Below are 18,849 nucleotides of genomic sequence, written 5' to 3' on the forward strand. Positions count from 1 at the left end.
ACGCGGACGGCGTCAGAAGTCGTCGTCATACGACCGCCGTGCGGTGAGCGTCGGTTGGGGAGGGCCCGGCGCGTCGTCCTGAAGGTGCCGCAACAGTCCGCCGGGGCCGGAGCGCCGGTCGGGGACGCGGACGCCACCGGCCGTCCGGACCGTGCCACGCGAGCGGCCCGCGGGGCGACGGTCCGCGAAGCCGACGAGCAGCCCGTCACTGACGGGCGTTCGCCCACCACGTGGGATCGCCACCCGTGTGCCGTCGGCGAGCCGGACGGCGAGCCCGCCGTCCGCGGAGCGGCGGACCCGGTTGCGTCCTGCGGAGCTGTCCAGCAGCAGCCGGTGCGCGCCGCCTGCCACGGGCCGTAGTGCGAAGCCGAATTCGGCGCCCGCGCGGGTGGGCGCGCGCAGGCGGCTCACCTCGGTGTCGTCCCGGAAGAGAATCAGCTGGATGTCCGAGGTGTCCCGGGCCCTGCGACGGTCCTGCCACCGCAGAGCCAGCACGGTCAACAGAGCCAGGACCAGCGCGGACCCCGCGCCCACCGGCGTTGCGTATCGATCCAGGAATCCGGTCGGCGGTACCACCTTGACGGTCACGAAGCTCTGGGCGACCACCTGGCCGGTCTTTGCGTCGCGCAGCTCCAGCCGCCCCGGCACGGCACCTGATCGTGCGTCCTTGCCGAAGGACAGACGCAGGGGGACACGGGCGGTGGCGCCGGACCTCACGGTCATCGATTGGGGACGGACCGTCAGGTGCCTGTAGGCCGAGCCGTCCGTCCACGTCAGCCGAAGGCGGTGTGCGGCCGAGTCGGCGTTGCGGATCCCGATGCGCCCTGCCGCGGTGCCGCCCGGATTGACCTCGTGGTCGTCGAGAACGATCGCGGCCGTGAGGCGGGGGCCGGTGGCCGCCACTTTGGTCACATAGGGGCGTTGGTCGCCCGTGATGCCCTCGCCCGCCATCAGGCCGACGAAGGAGAGTGTGCCGGTGGCCGCTCTCGGTACGGTGATCCGTGCCGAGAACTCCCCGTCGTGGGCTCTGGCGTCGGATCCCTTGCCGCTGTCCGTGAGGCTGACCGTGCGGGGCGCGAAGCCTCGACCTGTCAGACGCACCGACACACGGATGCCGGCCAACTGGTCCGCTTCGGTGAGGACGACACCTTGCCTGGTCTGGAGCGTGACCCGGGCCGTCACTCGCTGCCCTGCCCGTGGCGCGGGCGGGTCGACGAGGATGTACGAGCGCAGGAGCCCCTGCCAGATAGCGGTGGCGGTGATCCGCTGCGCGGCCGCGTCGCCGAGGATCTCTACGTGCACGCGCCAAGTGCCCGGGTAGGGGTTGCGGATGCGCAGCGCTTCGACCGGGCCGGTCTGGCCGACTCGTTCGAACGTGGAGCCGTGTGCCCTGCCGTGCGGCGGTACCTTGCGTCCGAGTGGATCGTAGTAGGTGACCGCGACCGCGCCTGCGTCCGGTTTGACGACCTCGAGGGATCCGTCCGTGGCCACGGACGGGATCGTCACCTTGAGGTCGGCGCTGGACGTGATGTTCCCGACCGTCCGACTAGGTGTCGTACGGGCGCAGCGAGCGCCCGCGAAGGCGGCGAGCAGCACTTGGGCGACGTCCGAGGAGCCCGATGTGACACGAGCCGCGGGACGGGCGGACGGAATGTCCGCGCACCGGCTCTGGTAGCCGCCCGCGGCCAGCTGGTCCAACTGCCGCTTGTCGACGCCCGATCCGAATCCGAGGGGCCAGATCTGCACCTTCTGCGCGCGGGCCTGAGCGACTTTGCCGGCGAGTGCCTTGCGGCCGTTGACGTTGCGCGAGGCGGGGTTGCTGCCGTAGGCAGGGCTGTCGCTGACGTCGAGCCGCCCGTCCGTGAGCAGGAAGACGACCTTCGGGGTGTCGTCCGCGCCTTCGGCCAGGACGGACAGGGCCTGGGCCAGTGCGGCCGGGAAGTCCGTGCCGTTGCCCTCGCGCTCGCTGCGGCGGTGCAGCTTCGCGGTACAGGAACTCAGCTGTTCGCGGCCCAGGGTGTCCAGCCGTGTCAGGGGACAGACCGAGTCCACGGGCGTCTGGCCCGGGCCGGTCACACTGCCGAAGCCCAGCACGGCCGCCCGGGAATCGTCGGACACTTCTCCGAGCGCCAGCAGCGAGGCCGCGGCACGCTCCGCCGCGACGTCAGGGTCCGACAGACTCCCCGACTCGTCGACCAGTACAGCGAAATCCACAGGTGACGGGGCGAGGTCCGCCGCGCGTCCGGCGGCCGAGGCCGGAGACGGCAGCAGCGCCAGAGCGACGGCACACACGGTGGCGACAGTTCGGAGTCTCAGGACAACCCGAACGAAGCTCATGCGTAATGAGCCCCGTAATGCTGAATTCGGACCTTTCGGCAGGCGGCCGGACGTGCCTGTGCGCATCGGTCCACCCCCCTGGCACCCCGCGACATCCCGTAGGTCGTAGTTGTAGCACCGCCTCAAGACCTCCCATAAGCCACTGATCAAAGGAGACGGAGTGTGACGCCTTCCCGTCGAAAATGAACCTGTCCGGATCGAAGGATGTGCTCTACGAGATCCGGATCAGGGCGCGGGACGGGCGCTGCGCTCCCGCGTCGGGAGCCGCGGTCCTCCGACGCCCTGTCCGAAACCGTTCGCCTCACGTACCGCCGACTTTCACGCGAGCGCCACGGGGCCCTTCCCTGACGTTTGGTGCTGTTGGAACACTCCTTTCGCGCACGTTCCATCAGCTTCCGGCCGAATGGGCCCGTCAGGACAAGAGGTCACCCACCCATGCCCCAAGTGAATCGGCGCCGATTCCTCCAACTCGCCGGTGGCACCACGGCGTTCACCGCGCTGTCCAACAGCATCCAGCGTGCGGCGGCCCTGCCCGCGCACCATCGTTCGGGCACGATCGAGGACGTCGAGCACATCGTCGTCCTGATGCAGGAGAACCGTTCCTTCGACCACTACTTCGGTTCGCTGAGGGGTGTCCGAGGCTTCGGCGACCCGCGTCCGGCGACCACCACGGGCACCAAGTCGGTCTGGTACCAGTCGGACGGCACCAAGGACGTCCTCCCCTTCCACCCGGAGGCGGACGACCTCGGTCTCGCGTTCATCCAGGACCTCCCGCACGGCTGGAGCGACGGGCACACCGCGTTCAACAAGGGCAAGTACGACAAGTGGGTGCCCGCCAAGTCGGCGACGACGATGGCCTATCTGACGCGCGAGGACATCCCGTTCCACTACGCGCTGGCCGACTCGTTCACCGTCTGCGACGCGTACCACTGCTCGTTCATCGGCTCCACGGACCCGAACCGCTACTACATGTGGACGGGGTACACGGGCAACGACGGAAAGGGCGGCGGCCCGGTCCTCGGCAACGACGAGGCCGGGTACGACTGGACCACCTACCCCGAGCGGCTCGAGGCGGCCGGGGTCTCCTGGAAGATCTATCAGGACGTCGGCGACGGGCTCGACGCGAACGGCTCCTGGGGCTGGATACCGGACGCCTACCGCGGCAACTACGGAGACAACTCGCTGCTGTACTTCAACCAGTACCGCAACGCCGAGCCCGGCGACCCGCTCTACGACAAGGCCCGCACCGGCACCGACGCCCGCAAGGGCGAGGGCTTCTTCGATCAGCTCCGGGCCGACGTGCAGGGCGGGACCCTGCCGAAGATCTCCTGGATCGCCGCACCCGAGGCCTTCAGTGAGCACCCCAACTGGCCCGCCAACTACGGTGCCTGGTACATCTCCCAGGTTCTGGACGCGCTCACCTCCGACCCCGAGGTGTGGAGCAGGACGGCGCTGTTCATCACGTACGACGAGAACGACGGCTTCTTCGACCACCTGGTGCCGCCGTTCCCGCCGCAGTCCGCGGCGCAGGGCAAGTCCACCGTCGACGTCGGCCCGGACCTCTACCAGGGCGACGCGAGCCGTGCCGCCGGTCCGTACGGCCTCGGCCAGCGGGTGCCGATGCTCGTCGTCTCGCCCTGGAGCAAGGGCGGTTACGTCTGCTCCGAGACGCTCGACCACACCTCGGTCATCCGGTTCATGGAAGCCCGGTTCGGGGTGCGCGAGCCCAACATCTCACCGTGGCGGCGTGCCGTCACCGGCGACCTCACCGCCGCCTTCGACTTCGCGCACAAGGACACCGCGCCGGTCGAGCTGCCCGACACCGATGGTTACCGGCCGCCGGACGGCGACCGTCACCCGGACTATGTGCCGGCCCCGCCGGCGAACCCCGCCCTGCCCCGGCAGGAGCGCGGCTCCCGCCCGGCCCGCCCCCTCAAGTACGCGCCCCTGGTGGATGGTTCGGCGGACACCGCGGCCGGCAGGTTCACGCTGACCTTCGGCTCCGGGGCCAAGGCCGGCGCCGCGTTCCTCGTCACCTCCGGCAACCGTGCCGACGGCCCCTGGACGTACACCACCGAGGCGGGGAAAACCGTGTCGGACACCTGGAACTCCGCCTACTCGGCCGGCTCGTACGACCTCACGGTGCACGGTCCGAACGGCTTCCTGCGCACCTTCAAGGGACCAAACGGGACGGCAGGGCCCGAGGTCACCGCCCGCCATGTCGGCTGCGACGTGGTGCTCACCTTCGTCAACAAGGGTGGCGCCACGACGACGCTCAAACTCATCGACGGCTACGGCGGGCAGCCGCATGTCTTCCGGGTGCGGGCGGGCGCGACCGTGAAGCACACGGTGGACCTGAGGGCGAGCAAGCGCTGGTACGACCTGACCGTCGGGTGGGACGCGGACGCGGGCTTCCTGAGGCGATTCGCCGGACATGTCGAGAACGGCCGATCCGGCGTCAGTGACCCGGCGCTCATCACCGTCTGATGGATACCCAACTGACAGTTGATTTCCGGCCATGTCACGGTAGGGTGCCCCGGTGACCACGCATTCGAACACTCCTGCAGGTTGGTACCCGGACCCCAACGCGCCTCAGACGCAGCGCTACTGGGACGGCTCGCAGTGGACCGACCAGCAGGCTCCGGCCGCTCAGCAGGTGCCGCAGCAGGGCCAGGCGCCTCAGCAGGCGTTCCCCCAGCAGGGCGCGCCGGGCGCGGACCCGCGCGTGCAGCGCCAGGTGCAGCAGCAGGCCGGGGTGGCCCCGAGCAACGTCGGCGGCGGCAGCCTGTTCACCGAGCCGGTCCTGGTGGTGAACCAGAAGGCCAAGCTGATCGAGCTGACCAACGAGTACAAGGTCATGGACCAGCAGGGCAATCTGATCGGCTCGGTCGTCCAGGTCGGACAGGGCGTGATCAAGAAGATCCTGCGCTTCGTCTCCAGCCTCGACCAGTTCATGACGCACAAGCTGGAGATCCGTGACGCGCACGGCCAGCCGCAGCTGCTGCTCACGCGCCCCGCGAAGTTCCTCAAGTCGCGGGTGATCGTGTCGCGTCCGGACGGCTCGCCCGTCGGCGAGATCGTCCAGCAGAACATGATCGGCAAGATCAACTTCGCGATGAACGTCAACGGCCAGAAGGTCGGCGCGATCAAGGCGGAGAACTGGCGTGCCTGGAACTTCGCGATCGTCGACCACACGGACAACGAGGTGGCCCGGATCACGAAGACCTGGGAAGGCCTCGCCAAGACGATGTTCACGACCGCGGACAACTACGTCCTGCAGATCCACTTCCAGCTCCCCGAGCCGCTGCTGAGCCTCGTCGTCGCGACGGCGCTGACCGTCGACACGGCGCTCAAGCAGGACTCCCGCGGACTGGGTTAGCGAGACCGGATGTGCGGAAGGGCGGCTGCGGATCTCTCCGCGGCCGCCCTTCGTGTCTTTCGGCCGGTCTTCACGGCCGCCTGCCACGTGTCGCGCCTGCCGGGGCCCTCGGCGCCGGTTCCCCGCGAGGACGTGAGCCGGCTTCCCGTGGCGACCCGCGCCCGTTCCCGACGGGCGCGGGGCTGTTCCTCCAGGGTCCTACAGTGACGTGAGATGGCCCGAGTTGGGCTGCTGAGGCAGCAACGAGGGCTCGTACGCCGCCGATCCGGGCTTCAGCGCCAGCACCGCGGCGACGGGATGCTCGTCGTCCACCAGGCTGCCCACCGGGTCCGCGGCCGGCTCGGGTGCCGAGCGGGACAGCGTCACCACGCCCCACCCGGCGATCGACGCTCCCGCGAGCGCGAGCAGGACGCCCGCCGCGCCGCCCTGGAGGCGTTCGCCGAGCAGCGACAGTCCGATCACCGCCGCGGCCAGCGGGTTGGCGAGCGTCACGACGGCCAGCGGAGCGCCGAGTCCGCCCTGATACGCGGTCTGCGACAACAGCAGTCCGCCCGCCGCGAAGACCGCCACCAGCAGAGCCACCACGACCACTTGGGCGCTCATCAGGGAGTCCGAGCGGTCCGTGGCGGCCACCGTCACGGTCTGGGTGAGAGCCGACGCCACACCCGAGGCGAACCCGGAGGCCGTCGCGTGCCGAAGGCCCGGCCGCGCCCCGCGCGACAGCCCGCCGATGAGTACGGCGGTCGTACCGGCGACGGCCAGCGCCTGCGGCAGGCTCAGCACATCGTCGGGCGCGGGTCCGGAGGCCGTGACGAGCAGTGCGGCGAGGCCGAGCAGGGTGAGCGCCGTACCGCGCCACTCGACCGCGGTGACCCGCCGTCCGGCGACCCGCGCGCCCAGCGGTACCGCCGCCACGAGTGTCAGCGCCCCCAGCGGCTGGACCAGCGTGAGCGTTCCGTACTTGAGGGCCGCGACGTGCAGCAGTGCGGCCGAGGCGTTCAGCGTCACCGACCACCACCACGCGCCGCGGGCCAGCAGGCGCAGCGTGCCCGAGCCGGCCGACCGGGCGGCGAGCCGCTCCTGGGCGACGGCCGCCGCGGCGTAGGCCGCCGAGGAGAAGAGGGACAGGACGATGGCGGCGAGCGTCGGGGTCATCGCCCGGCTCCCACGAGTTCGGGCAGATCCCGTACGGGGACCTCGGTGCGGTCGTGCTCCTGGTGCCGTCCCGCGGTCGTCACCGTCCGGTGCGGCGGGTGGACCACGGCGAGGGCGATGCAGAGCAGCGCGGTCGCGACGATCGCGTCGAGCCAGTAGTGGTTCGCGGTGCCGACGATCACCAGCAGGGTGAGCAGCGGATGCAGCAGCCACAGCGGGCGCAGGCGCGACCGGGTCGCCGCGATCAGGCCGATCGCGACCATCAGCGCCCAGCCGAAGTGCAGCGACGGCATCGCCGCGAACTGGTTCGCCATCGCGTCGGTCGCCGGGTGCGCTCCGTACACCGTGGGCCCGTACACCTGGCCGGTGTCGACGAGACCCGTCTCGGCGAGCAGCCGCGGCGGTGCGAGCGGGAAGGCGAGGTGCCCGACCAGGGCGGCGGCGGTGACCAGGGCGAGGACCCGGCGGGCCCACACGTAGTGCGCGGGGCGCCGCAGATACAGCCAGACCAGGAAGGCGGCGGTGGCCGGGAAGTGGACCGTCGCGTAGTAGGTGTTGGCGATGTGCACGAGGGGGTCGCTGTGCAGCAGCGCGCCCTGGAGGGCGCCCTCGTCCGGCAGGTGCAGGAATCGTTCCCAGTCCCAGACGCGGTGCGCGTCCGTGAAGGCCGCGTCGGTGTGGCCGGTGGCCAGCATGCGGCCCGCCTTGTAGACGGCGAAGAGCCCGACGACGAGCAGCAGTTCCCGCAGCAGTGGCGGGCGCGCGACGGTGTCGTGCGGGCGGAGTGGGGCGAGCGCGTCGCGCGACGCGGCCGCCGGTATGGCCGCGTCGGGCGGCTCCGGTTCTGATGCGGACTCGGATGCGGAGTCTGCAGGCTCGGTTCGGGAATCCATCCCCCGGCCCCCTTGCTGACGGTCTGGTGTGGGGTGGTGCGCGGTGAGCCCGGGACAGGATCCACTCGACGTCCGCCAGATCTCCGTGTGCGGGAGGAGTGGGTGCTGTCCGAGGCTCATCGATACGGCACTGTACCGATACGGCAGTGTACCGATACGCGAGTGTACCGATACGGCGACGTACCGGTACACTGGCGTATCGATTACAGTGGGTGCAAGACCGCACCGGCATCAACCGGTTTCCAGCGAGGAGAAGCGCCATGACGTCGCAGGCCGCGGACGGACCGGAGTCGGTCGTCGCCTCGCGCCGCTCCAAGATCACGCCCGAGCGTGAGCAGGAGTTCTACGACGCCGTGCTCGAGCAGATCCGGGAATGCGGCTACGAGGCGCTCACCATGGAGGGCGTCGCCGCCAGCACGCGGTGCAGCAAGTCCACGCTCTACCGTCAGTGGAAGACGAAGCCCCAGTTCGTGGCCGCCGCGCTGCGCAACAACCGCTGTCCGCGGTTCACGGGCATCGACACCGGCTCGCTCGCAGGGGACCTGCGCGAGGCGGCCAGGGCCGCGGGCGAATGGTCGGCCCGGGACAACACGCAGCTGTTGCAGGGCCTCGGCAACGCCGTCATGCAGGACAAGGAGCTCCAGCAGGCGCTGCGCGACGCCCTGGTCGAACCCGAGGTCGCCGAGCTGCGGCAGATGATCAGCCGGGGCGTCGAGCGCGGCGAGGTCGCCGCCGACCACCCGGCGCTGGAGTTCATCCCGGCCCAGATGCTCGGGGTCCTGCGGGTGCGCCCCCTTCTGGAGGGCCAGTACGCGGACGCGGCGTATCTCACACAGTTCGTGGAGGCGGTCGTGCTGCCGACGCTCGGCCTGACCTGAGACCCAGGCCGCCGTCCTCGGGATGACAGGACGTCGGCCTGCGACGCGCCGCACCGTGGGGACGGGGGCGGCGCGCACCCACCGGCCGGGTGGGGTTCCCCTTGAGCGGAGGGGCGCCCCATCCGGCCGAGTCATGTCCACGGACCGTGCGCGAGCCGACGGGAACACCGGCTCGGCGGGTGGACGGGACGGGGATGCCCGGCTCGGCGCGCGGAGCGGGACAGGGATGCCCGCTCCGCGCGGGGCCGGGACCGGGCCGCCCGGGCGGGGTCCCGGCTAGACGTTCTGCCCGTCGCCACCGGTCCCGGACGCCACCTTGATGCCCTTGGTGATCGTGTCGATCACCGACTGCTCGGGAGCCTTGGAACTGACGTCGACGCCGAAGCGCACGACGACCAGCGAGGTGGAGTCGGCGGGGGAGGGGAACACGAGCGATTCGACGTAACCGTCGTCACCCTTGCTCGTCACGACCTTCCAGCGAACCATGTAGCCCTTCTCGCCGGCCACCGTGACCGCCTTCGAGGCGAGCTGGGTGTGCGAGGTGATCGAGCCGTAGCCCTTGCCGTACGAGTCGTCGGCGTTCGCGGAGATGTCCTCCTTGGCCGCGGCTTCCGCCGTCGTGGACTTCAGCTTCAGCGCCTTCGCCGGGGCCGAGTAGGCGCCGCCGCGCTGGCAGTTCTGCGAGGTGTCGCCGGGGCACTTGTAGGTGTCCTTGGTGGCGACCGAGGCGGAGCCCGCGCGGCTCTGGCCGGTCCACTCGTCCGGCACCGGGATGCTGATGCCGTTGTAGACGTCCGTGGCGTAGCCGTCCTCGGTCTCCGGCTGACCCGACTCGCCGGGCGCCGGAGCCTGTCCGCCGGAGCCGCCGGAGCCGCCGGAGCCGCCGGAGCCGCCGGAGTCCCCCGGGCCGCCGCTCGGGCCGCCGCTCGGACCACCCTGTCCGCCGCCGGTTCCGCCCTGGCCGTCCGGCCCGCCGGGCCCCTGGGAGGCCGCGCTGCCACCGCCTCCGCCGTCGTCCTTGGTGAGCGCGTACACGCCGCCGCCGATGCCCGCGAGGACGGCGATCGCCGCGGCGACGGCTATGCCCGTGCGCAGCCCGCGCCGCGGGGAACCCGGGGCGAGGGCCGGATACGGTCCGGCGGCCGGCGCGTATGCCGGGGGACCCCATGCGGCCGCCGACCCGACGGGGCGGACCTGGTCCGTCCATGCCTTACCGTCCCACCAGCGCTCGGTGGGGGGAGCGTCATTCGTCTGCCCGGGGTCGGGATACCAGCCGGGGGGAGTCACCTGCGTCATGGACCCACCGTATGAGTCCAGGGTGAAAGGCGGATGAGAGGGCCCCCCGAAGCCCGTTCCGGGCGCCTGTCAAGGGGTTCCCGCGAGGTCCCGGCTCACTCCACGACGAGCCGCGCGGGTGCCCGCTCCGCCCGCGGTGGCAGCCCCAGCCCGTCCCGGCCCGGCGTGATCGAACCGAGCACGCTGGGCCGGCGGGCCCCGGTGCTCGCCGGTTCGGTGCCCGCCAGGCCGTGCACGGTCAGGAAGCCGAGGACCGCGAAGGCGTACGCCTCCTTGGCCACCGCCGAGAGTCCGAGCTCGTCGGAGGTGCGCAGCGCCACTCCGGGAAGCTCCGCGCCCAGCATCGCCATGAGGACCGGGTTGCGCGTGCCGCCGCCGGAGGCGATCACCTCCGTGGCGCGCACCGACCGCACCGCGTCCGCGACCGTCGTGGCGGTGAGCCGGGTGAGGGTGGCGATGACGTCCTCGGCGGTCAGCCTCCCGAAACCGGCCAGCGCGTCCCACAGATAGCCGAGGTGGAACAGCTCCTTGCCGGTCGTCTTGGGCGCGGGCAGCGCGTAGTACGGCTCCGTGAGCAGGCGTCGGAGCAGGGGCTCGTGGACGGTGCCGCGCGCGGCGAGGGCGCCGTCCACGTCGTGGTCGAGGCTCCCTCCGCTCAGCCCCCGCGCCGCCGCGTCGAGCAGCGCGCAGCCGGGGCCGGTGTCGAAGGCGGTCCCGTCCGGTGCGGTGAGGTTGGCGATGCCTCCGAGATTGAGCGCCACCGGCGTACCCGGGCGGCCGCGCAGCCACAGCAGGTCGACCCGGCTCACCAGCGGCGCCCCCTGTCCGCCCGCGGCGATGTCCCGCGGCCGGAAGTCGGCGACCACCGGCAGTCCGGTCGCCTCGGCGATCCAGGCGGGCTGCCCCAGCTGGAGCGTGCCGTGCACCTGCCCCCGCTCGACCCAGTGGTAGACGGTCTGGCCGTGCGAGGCGACCAACTCGGCCCGTCCGTCGCACAGTTCACGGTCCGCGCGAACAGCCGTCGCCGCGAAGGCCCGGCCGATCAAGGTGTCCAGACGGCACACATGGGCCAGGTCGGTCGGGGCCGGTGGCAGAGCGGCCGCGAGCGCGTCGCGCAGTGCCGCGTCGTACGCCTCGCTGACGTGGCCGAGCGGCCGCAGGACGAGGACGTCCGCGTCGAGCTCCAGATCCACGGCCGCCGCGTCGATCGCGTCGTACGACGTACCGGACATCAGGCCGATCACCCGCACGCGCTCACCTCCCTTTCTCCGAGCGGAGCGTGGCGAGCGCGAGCGCGCTCACCGCGCAGGTCGCCGCCGCGTAGTACCCGGGGATGTGGACGCTCCCGGTCCGTTCGGCGGTTTCCGTGATGATGAGCCCGGCGCAGCCCGAGAACACGGCATTGGACAGCGCGTAGGCGAGTCCGAGCCCCGTGCAGCGCACGCTCGTCGGGAACATCTCCGCGAGCATCGCGGGCCCCGGTCCCGCCGTCAGCCCGACGACGGCGCCCGCCGACAGGACGGCGAGACCCTTCAAGGCGTTCGAGGTGCCGCTGTTCTGAAGGAGGTCGACCAGGGGGACCGACAGGGCGGCGACCAGCACGGCGCCGGCGAGCATCACCGGACGGCGCCCGACCCGGTCGCTGAGCAGACCGGCCGGGAGGATCGTGGCCGCGAAGCCGAGGTTGGCGAGGACCGTGGCGAGCAGCGCCTCCCGGAAGGTGGTGCCCAGGGTGCTCTGGAGGTACGAGGGGAGCACGACGAGGAAGGTGTAGCCCGCCGCGGACCAGCCCATGATCCGGCCCGCGCCGAGAGCGATCGCCCGGACCACCTCGCCTGTCGGCGGCCGTTCGCGCGCCTGCTCGTGGGTGAACGACGGCGTCTCGTCCAGCCGCAGCCGGAGCCACAGCGCGCCCAGGCCGAGAGGCAGCGTCAGCAGGAACGGCAACCGCCAGCCCCAGTCGCCGAGTTGAGCCTCGTCGAGCACGGTGGCCAGCAGCGCCGCCACGCCGGCTCCGCCGAGCAGGCCGAGCGCCACCGTGAACGACTGCCAGGCCCCGTACAGTCCGCGTCGGCCGGGTGGCGCGGACTCCGTCATCAGGGAGACCGCACCGCCGAACTCCCCTCCCGCGGACAGGCCTTGGACCGCCCGGAGAAGGGTGAGCAGCCACGGGGCCAGGGCGCCCGCGGTGGCGTACGTGGGCAGGACGCCGATCAGGGTGGTCGCGGCCGACATCATGACGATGACCGTGATCAGTACCGGCCGTCGTCCGACGCGGTCGCCGAGCCGCCCGAACAGCGCGGCCCCCACCGGACGGAAGAAGAACGCCAGTCCGAAGGACGCGTATGTCTTCACCAGTGCCTCGGCCTCGCCGCCACCCTCCGGAGTGAAGAAGCGGGCCGCGATGATCGTCGCGAAGCAGCCGTAGACGCCGAACTCGTACCACTCGATGAAGTTGCCCATCGAGCCCGCGAACAGGGCTCCGCGGGAATGCCCTGACCGGAGGGCGTGCTGGTCGGAGTCGTGCGCGGGGGCGTTCATGCCGGTTCCTCCCGGGGGCGTGCGGGGCCGGGCGGTCCCGGAGCCGCGGTGAGACCGATGGAGGAAAATTACCGTCATTCTCAAGGCTGCTGACTGCCGATAACTTTCACGGAAGCCGGTGGGCGCCCGGCGGCGTCGACTCCCGGACACCGCCGTCACCCGTCTCGGCAACTGCTGCCGGGTCCCGCCTCCGCCACGGCTCCCAGGGGGCTAGGCTCATGGGAGTTACGTCGTTTGGGCGACCTGGGGAGGTAGCGGGATGACGGAGGCACGACCCGGAGCGGTCGCCTCGGCTTCCCTGTGGGAGCGCGATGAGGAGGTCGCCACCCTCGAAGAGGCGATCGCCGCGCTGCGCGCGGACTCAGCGATCTCGGGCAGCCTGCTGATGGTCAGCGGTGACGCGGGACTCGGCAAGACCGCTCTCCTCGCGGAGGCACGCCGGATCGCGGAGAGCAACGGCTGCACGGTGTGGTCGGCACGCGGCGGCGAGACCGTCACGTCCGTTCCCTTCAATGTCGTACGGCAGTTGCTCCAGCCCGCTCTGGTCTCGCTCCTCCCGGAGGAGGCGCGCGAGTATCTCGGCGACTGGTACGACATCGCCGGCCCCGCCCTCGGCATAGCCGAACCGGGTGACCGGCAGCCCGACCCGCAGGGTGTCTGCGACGGTCTGGTCGCCGCGGTGCGCCGGCTCGCCAAGCGGGAATGGCCGCTCGTCCTGCTCATCGACGACGCGCACTGGGCCGACCAGGAGACCCTGCGCTGGCTCGCCGCGTTCGCCGAGCGCCTCGACGACCTGTCCGTCCTCGTGGTGGTCGCCCGCAGGCCCGGCGGGGTCAGCGGGGAGAGTGCCCGGCTGCTCGACGCGGTGGCCGCCGAGGCCCGTCCCATCTCCACCCTGAGCGCGCTGACCCCGGCCGCCGCCGAGGGACTCACCCGCGCCACGCTCGGCGAGCACGCGGACGCGCCCTTCTGCCGCGAGGTGTGGGCGGTCACCGGCGGCAACCCGTACGAGACCGTGGAACTGCTCGCCAAGGTCCAGGACAGTGAACTGGAGCCGAGCGAGGGCTCGGCCGCCGACCTGCGTGACCTGAACCGCTCGGCCCGCGGCCGTGGACTCGTCGCCCGCCTCGAAGGACTCGGCATCGACGCCACCCGGTTCGCCTGGGCGGCCGCCATCCTCGGCACCGGGATCTCCCTCGACCTCGCCGCCCAACTCGCCGGAATGCCCGACGACGAGGCCAACCGCTGCGCCGAACTGCTGGGCGCCGCACGCATTTTGACCACGGTCGGATCCGCGAACGGCCACGGGCCGGACGGTGACCTGGAGTTCGTGCACCCGCTGATCGCGACCGCGGTCTACCGCTCGATTCCGGACGCCCTGCGCACGGCGATGCACGGGCAGGCGGCCTGGGCGGTCACCGAGTCCGGACGAGGTGCCGCCGCGGCCTCCCGCCACCTGCTCGAAGTGCATCCGGACGACGATCCCGAGCTCGTCGAGCAGATGCGCGAGGCCGCCCGCGAACACCTGGCCGTCGGCGCCCCGGACGCGGCCCGGCGCTGCCTGGAGCGCGCGCTGAAGGAGCCACCGCTTCCCGAGGTTCACGCGCGCGTGCTCTTCGAGCTGGGCTGTGCCACGCTCCTGACCGCGCCCTCCACGACCATCGGCCATCTGCGTGCCGCGCTCGAACGGCCCGGTCTCGAGGACACCACGCGCGTGGACGCGGTCTTCCGGCTCTCCCAGGCGTTGCTCCACAACAACCAGCTGGACGAAGCGGTCCGCACGGTCGACGAGGAGGTCGAACGGCTCGAGCCGGGACCCGCCCGGATGCGGCTCCAGGCCGTGCACTACATGTGGGAGGGCATCCACGCGGGCGAGGAACGCTCCGGACACTCCAGCGGTCTCGCGGAACTCGTCGCGACCTGTACGGGGCGGGACAACTCCGAGCGCGCCCTCCTCATACTGCGCGGCTTCGACGCGATGACCCGCGGCGAGAACGTCGAGGAGGTCGTGGACTTCTGCGACCGCGCCCTCGTCAACGGCCGCCTCGCACCCGGCCTCGCCTGGACCGACACCGAGTGGGGCGTCGAACTCCTCCTCATGCTGGGCAGCGCGTACGCCTACGCCGACCGGCTCGACCGGGCCGAGAGCCTGTTCAGCGAGGCCCTGCACGCCTATGTGAAGGCGGGCTGGAGCGGCGGTCATCAGTCCCTGGCCAACGCCTACCTGGGACTCGCCCTCCGCCGACGAGGCCGCCTCACCGACGCGGAGCACTACCAGCGCGAATCGCTGCGCCTCGCGGAGCGCGTCGGGCGCGGCCTGCCCCTGTACTGGTCGGCGACCTGCGGGCTCATCGACACCCTGCTGGCCCGCGGTCACGTTCAGCAGGCCGCGGAGATCGCCGAACGCTACGGCTTCGCCCCTCCGTACCCCGCCACGATCGTCCTTCCCGACACGCGCTCCGTGCGCGGCCGTCTGCTGCTCGCCGTCGGCCGCACGAAGGAGGGCATCAACGAACTGGAGGCGGCGGAGAAGGCCGCCGGCGCCCGGGGCCACCACAACACGGTGCTCGCACCCTGGGCCGTGGACCTCGCCAGGGCACTCGCCACGGAGGATCCGTCGCGTGCCGCCGCCCTGGCGGGTGACGCCCGTCGCCAGGCCGAGCGCTTCGGCACCGACACGGCGATCGGCGAGGCGCTCCGCTGCGCCGCGGCCCTCGAGACCGGCCAGCGCGCGGTCCGGCTGGCGGCCCAGGCGGTCACCTACCTGGAAGCCTCCCCCTGCCAGTACGAACACGCGGCCGCCCGCATCGAGTACGGCGTCGCCTCCCGCTCGGTGTCGGAACTCAACAAGGGACTGACGCTGGCGCGTACCAGCGGCGCCGACGGGCTGGTGGCGAAGGCGGAGGCGGCGCTGGCGGGCCTGTAGCCGCTGCGGGTGCCCGGCCGGCACCGATCACCCGCCTCGGCCGGGCCCGCGAGGCGCCGAAGCGGGCCCCTCCGGTGCTTGAACAGCGCGGGCGACCCCTGTGCGCCCCAAGGGATGAAAGTCCCCCTGAGGGGCGAGTGTTTGCCCCCGGCCCCGGACCGCACCCGCCGGTTCAGTCGCATCGGATGCGGCGCGCGCTCGTCCGGGTCCGCCGAAGGCGCGTGTCCGCGACGAGGTGGCCGTGCCGGGGCTCGCACGGCGCCGGCGTTCGCCGCCCGCTCATCGGGCGGGGCGAGCACCCACCCCGGGCCGGGCTCCCGTGGGCCGTTCGGCCGCGACGCCGTGGTCGCCGCAGGTCGCGGAGGCGTGGGCGAGGGTGCGGGCGTCCCGTGAGGTCACCCCGCGTGCGGGCCGCCCTCCGCGTCCTCCTCCGCCAGCACCCGCTGAGCCACGGCGAACGCCGAATTGGCCGCCGGGACACCGCAGTAGACCGCCGTCTGCAGCAGCACCGCGCCGATCTCCTCGGGTGTCAGCCCGTTGCGCCGCGCCGCGCGGACATGCATCGCCAGCTCGTCGTAGTGCCCGTGCGCCACCAGCGCGGTCAGCGTGATCATGCTGCGTTCGCGGCGCGCCAGTGTCGTATCGGTCCAGATCTCGCCCCAGGCGTAGCGCGAGATGAAGTCCTGGAAGCGGGCCGTGAACGGGCTCTGGCGCGCCTGCGCGCGGTCCACGTGCTCGTCACCGAGAACCTGACGGCGGACCTCCATGCCCCGCCGGGCGCCCCCCGCCGAGAAGTGCGCCCGCAGGGCCGTCAGCACGGCTTCCGGGCACTGCGCGGGTGCCAGGTGGGAGGCGCCCGGGATCTCGACGAGCGCCGCGCCCTGCACCGCGTCGGCGATCTCCCGCAGATGCGCGGGCGGCGTCGCGGGGTCCTCGCGCCCGGCGATCAGCAGGGTCGGCACCGTGAGGGACGACAGCCGGTCCCGGATGTCGAACGCGGCCAGGGCGTCGCAGCAGGCGGCGTACGCCTCCGGGTCGGCGCCGCGGTGGTCCTCGATCAGCTCCGGCACGGTGAAACCGGCGGTGAACCAGCGGGTGTCGGCGGTGGCGGCGACGGGCGCGAGGCCTTCGCGGCGCACCAGTTCCGCCCGCTCCTCCCACGGCTTCGACCCGTTGAAGTGGGCCGAGGAACAGATGACGGCGAGGGACGAGAGCCGCTCGGGGTGGTGGACCGCCAGATGCAGCCCCACCGCGCCGCCGAGCGACACACCGGCGTACGAGAAGCGCTCGATGCCCAGGGAGTCGGCCAGTTCCAGCACGAGCATGGCCAGGTCGGCGACGGTCGCCCCCGGCCCGATCAGGTCGGCCGGAGAGCCGCCGTGTCCGGGAAGGTCCCAGCGCACCACCCGGTGGGTGACGGACAGTTCGGGCGCGACCTTGTCCCACAGGGCGTACGACGTCCCGAGCGAGGGGCCGAGGAGCAGCGGGGGAGCGGTGGCCGATCCCTCGGCACGGTGGTTGAGCAGTTTCACGGTCAACGTCGCTCCAGAGCACGGTCGGTGAGGACTCCGGCGGAGCCCGTGTAGCGAGTGGGGTCGGTGAGGTCCGCGAGGTCGACGTCCGGCACGTCCTTGAGTGCGGGCTCCTCGCCGAGCACGTCCGCGAGGGACCGACGCTCGGTGACCGCCCGTTCGGCGGCTCGCGTCAGCAGTTCCTTGGCGGCCGCACGGCCGAGCACCGGGGACAGCTCGGCGGCCAGCCGCTCCGAGACGATCAACCCATGGGTGAGGTGCAGGTGTTCGCGCATGGCGTCGGCGTTCACCCGCAGTCCTTCGGTCAGTTCGGCCGCGTCGCGTGCCGCCCCGCCGACCAGCCGGAGCAGATCGCGCAGGGGCTCCCACTCGGCGTGCCAGGCCCCGGCCGGCCGTTCGTCCTCGGCCGTCATCGCGCCGTACAGCGTGGCCGCGAGCAGCGGTGCGCGCCGGGCCGCGGCGGCCACGAGCGTGGCCCGCACCGGGTTCGCCTTGTGCGGCATCGCGGACGAACCGCCGCCCGACGCCTCGGCCAGCTCGGCGATCTCCGTGCGCGAGAGGGTGAGCACGTCGGCGGCCGTCTTGCCCAGCGCGCCCGCCGTGAACGCCAGCGCTCCGGCCAGGTCCGCGATCGGAGTGCGCAGGGTGTGCCAGGGCAACACGGTTTCGGCCAGGCCCAGTTCGTGGGCGTACACCGCGGTCAGGGCCCGGGTGTCGTCCGCGCCGAAGACCGTGAAGGCGGCCAGGGTGCCGGCCGCGCCGCCGAGTTGGGCGGGCAGCGAGGACCGCACGGCCCGCACCCGGTCCCTGGCGTCGAGCACCAGCGACCGCCACCCCGCCGCTTTGAGCCCGAACGTCGTCGGCACCGCGTGCTGGGTGAGCGTGCGGCCCGGGAGCACCGTGTCCCGGTGTTCCTCCGCCAGCCGGGTCAGGGCCCGCTCGGTGCGGTCCAGGTCGCTCAGGACCAGGTCCAGGGTGCGAGCCGCGACGAGCATGGTCGCCGAGTCCAGGATGTCCTGGCTCGTCGCGCCCCGGTGGACGTACGGGCCGAACTCCGCCGGGACGGCGGCCGTCAGGTCCGCGACCAGGGGGATCACCGGGTTGCCGCCGCCCCGGGCGCGCAGCGCGATCGACGCGACGTCGAAGTCCCCGGCGTGGGCCGCCGAGGACACCGCCGTCGCGGCGTCGGCCGGGGCCAGTCCCAGCGATGCCTGGGCCCGGGTCAGCGCGGCCTCCGCGTCGAGCAGGGCCCGCAGATACGCGGTGTCGCTGGTCGCGGCCGACGCCGGGGAACCCGCCCGGCCGGGGGCGAGCAGGCCGGTGTCGGACGAGACGGGGTCGGCAGCTGTCACTGGAACTCCAGGAAGACCGTTTCGCCTTCGCCCTGAAGGCGGATGTCGAAACGGTACGTCCGCAGCGTGCCCTCGGCCGCGATCAGCGTGGCGCGCCGCTCGGCCGGCAGCGCGTCGAGCAGCGGGTCCGTGCCGTCGGCCAGATAGGCGCGGGTGAACAGGTGGTGTGTCAGACCGCGCGCGAACACGCAGACGCTGATGTACGGCAGTCCCGCGTTGCCCGGCGGCAGTGTGCGCAGCGCGTAGTGCCCGTCGGCGTCGGTGGCGACGCGGCCGAAGCCCGTGAAGTCGACGCCGTTGCGGCCGAGGAAGCCGCCCGTCGACGGGTCGCGGCGCAGGGAGCCGGGGGTGCCCGTCAGGGAGCCGTCGGGCGCGGCCTGCCAGAAGTCCAGCAGGGCGTCGGGGATCGGTGTGCCCGCTCCGTCGTAGACATGGCCGTGCAGGGTGATCGTGTCGGGGTGGCCCTGGGGCGCGATGTCGTCGCCGCCCGGGAACGGCAGCGCGTGGCCGTAGAAGGGGCCGATGGTGTGGGAGGGGGTGGGGAGCAGACGCTCGGGCAT

At 72.3% G+C, this 18,849-nt stretch carries 13 protein-coding genes; 4 read left to right on the plus strand and 9 right to left on the minus strand.

Going from position 1 to position 18,849, the window contains the following annotated elements:
• Nucleotides 1-12 precede the first annotated feature (12 nt).
• Entirely contained in the window at nucleotides 13-2,292 is a 2,280-nt protein-coding gene (locus tag OG788_RS36250) for a vWA domain-containing protein (protein ID WP_406375254.1), read from the minus strand.
• 480 nt (nucleotides 2,293-2,772) lie between these two features.
• Here OG788_RS36250 and OG788_RS36255 point away from each other — a divergent pair, with 480 nt between their 5' ends.
• On the plus strand, nucleotides 2,773-4,824 hold the full coding sequence (locus OG788_RS36255; protein WP_406375255.1) for a phosphocholine-specific phospholipase C: 2,052 nt from the start codon (nucleotides 2,773-2,775) through the stop codon (nucleotides 4,822-4,824).
• A 52-nt stretch (nucleotides 4,825-4,876) separates the two neighbouring features.
• Nucleotides 4,877-5,716: a phospholipid scramblase-related protein gene (locus OG788_RS36260; protein ID WP_406375256.1), complete on the plus strand. Its 840-nt coding sequence runs from the start codon at nucleotides 4,877-4,879 to the stop codon at nucleotides 5,714-5,716.
• A gap of 198 nt (nucleotides 5,717-5,914) precedes the next feature.
• On the opposite strand, the gene OG788_RS36265 is transcribed toward OG788_RS36260, so the two are convergent.
• The gene (locus OG788_RS36265; RefSeq protein ID WP_406375257.1) at nucleotides 5,915-6,871 is read right to left on the minus strand and encodes a hypothetical protein; all 957 of its coding nucleotides are present in this window, start codon (nucleotides 6,869-6,871) and stop codon (nucleotides 5,915-5,917) included.
• Nucleotides 6,868-7,764 (minus strand): phosphatase PAP2 family protein, encoded by an 897-nt coding sequence (locus OG788_RS36270; RefSeq protein WP_406375258.1) that lies wholly within the window; start codon nucleotides 7,762-7,764, stop codon nucleotides 6,868-6,870. The genes OG788_RS36265 and OG788_RS36270 overlap by 4 nt, the downstream gene beginning before the upstream one ends.
• Nucleotides 7,765-8,024: 260 nt before the next feature.
• Between OG788_RS36270 and OG788_RS36275 the strand changes: the two genes are divergently transcribed.
• Nucleotides 8,025-8,642, plus strand: a complete 618-nt coding sequence (locus OG788_RS36275; protein WP_406375259.1) for a TetR/AcrR family transcriptional regulator — start codon at nucleotides 8,025-8,027, stop codon at nucleotides 8,640-8,642.
• 276 nt (nucleotides 8,643-8,918) lie between these two features.
• Here the strand turns inward: OG788_RS36275 and OG788_RS36280 are convergent, their stop codons facing one another.
• The 3 genes from OG788_RS36280 to OG788_RS36290 all read right to left on the minus strand — a co-directional run bounded on the left by OG788_RS36280 (nucleotide 8,919) and on the right by OG788_RS36290 (nucleotide 12,479).
• Nucleotides 8,919-9,938, minus strand: coding sequence for a DUF2510 domain-containing protein (locus tag OG788_RS36280; protein WP_406375260.1), 1,020 nt, complete (start codon nucleotides 9,936-9,938; stop codon nucleotides 8,919-8,921).
• A gap of 95 nt (nucleotides 9,939-10,033) precedes the next feature.
• Nucleotides 10,034-11,188 carry an anhydro-N-acetylmuramic acid kinase gene (locus tag OG788_RS36285; RefSeq protein ID WP_406375261.1) on the minus strand — a complete coding sequence of 385 codons (1,155 nt, stop codon included), beginning with the start codon at nucleotides 11,186-11,188 and terminating at the stop codon, nucleotides 10,034-10,036.
• A 4-nt stretch (nucleotides 11,189-11,192) separates the two neighbouring features.
• Nucleotides 11,193-12,479, minus strand: a complete 1,287-nt coding sequence (locus tag OG788_RS36290) for an MFS transporter (protein ID WP_406375262.1) — start codon at nucleotides 12,477-12,479, stop codon at nucleotides 11,193-11,195.
• Nucleotides 12,480-12,738: 259 nt separating this feature from the next.
• On the opposite strand from OG788_RS36290, the gene OG788_RS36295 reads away from it, so the two are divergent.
• Complete coding sequence (locus OG788_RS36295; protein ID WP_406375263.1) at nucleotides 12,739-15,405, plus strand: ATP-binding protein; 2,667 nt, start codon at nucleotides 12,739-12,741, stop codon at nucleotides 15,403-15,405.
• 395 nt (nucleotides 15,406-15,800) lie between these two features.
• Here the strand turns inward: OG788_RS36295 and pcaD are convergent, their stop codons facing one another.
• Genes pcaD through pcaG form a run of 3 tightly spaced genes read right to left on the minus strand, consistent with a single transcriptional unit; the run spans nucleotide 15,801 to nucleotide 18,849 of the window.
• A complete protein-coding gene (pcaD, locus tag OG788_RS36300; protein WP_406375264.1) occupies nucleotides 15,801-16,943 on the minus strand; it encodes a 3-oxoadipate enol-lactonase in 1,143 nt (380 codons plus the stop codon).
• Nucleotides 16,940-18,289 (minus strand): 3-carboxy-cis,cis-muconate cycloisomerase, encoded by a 1,350-nt coding sequence (pcaB, locus tag OG788_RS36305; protein WP_406375265.1) that lies wholly within the window; start codon nucleotides 18,287-18,289, stop codon nucleotides 16,940-16,942. Before pcaB ends, pcaD begins: the two co-directional genes overlap by 4 nt.
• The gene (pcaG, locus tag OG788_RS36310; RefSeq protein ID WP_406375266.1) at nucleotides 18,286-18,849 is read right to left on the minus strand and encodes a protocatechuate 3,4-dioxygenase subunit alpha; all 564 of its coding nucleotides are present in this window, start codon (nucleotides 18,847-18,849) and stop codon (nucleotides 18,286-18,288) included. Before pcaG ends, pcaB begins: the two co-directional genes overlap by 4 nt.

It is taken from the genome of Streptomyces sp. NBC_00647 (assembly GCF_045207245.1).
Taxonomy (GTDB): domain Bacteria; phylum Actinomycetota; class Actinomycetes; order Streptomycetales; family Streptomycetaceae; genus Streptomyces.

Bases quoted from the DNA above. Each gene is read 5' to 3' on its own strand.
- OG788_RS36255 (WP_406375255.1), top strand. From the start codon at position 2,773: ATGCCCCAAGTGAATCGGCGCCGATTCCTCCAACTCGCCGGTGGCACC.
- OG788_RS36265 (WP_406375257.1), bottom strand. From the start codon at position 6,871: ATGACCCCGACGCTCGCCGCCATCGTCCTGTCCCTCTTCTCCTCGGCG.
- OG788_RS36270 (WP_406375258.1), bottom strand. From the start codon at position 7,764: ATGGATTCCCGAACCGAGCCTGCAGACTCCGCATCCGAGTCCGCATCA.
- OG788_RS36275 (WP_406375259.1), top strand. From the start codon at position 8,025: ATGACGTCGCAGGCCGCGGACGGACCGGAGTCGGTCGTCGCCTCGCGC.
- OG788_RS36280 (WP_406375260.1), bottom strand. From the start codon at position 9,938: ATGACGCAGGTGACTCCCCCCGGCTGGTATCCCGACCCCGGGCAGACG.
- OG788_RS36290 (WP_406375262.1), bottom strand. From the start codon at position 12,479: ATGAACGCCCCCGCGCACGACTCCGACCAGCACGCCCTCCGGTCAGGG.
- OG788_RS36295 (WP_406375263.1), top strand. From the start codon at position 12,739: ATGACGGAGGCACGACCCGGAGCGGTCGCCTCGGCTTCCCTGTGGGAG.
- pcaG (WP_406375266.1), bottom strand. From the start codon at position 18,849: ATGCCCGAGCGTCTGCTCCCCACCCCCTCCCACACCATCGGCCCCTTC.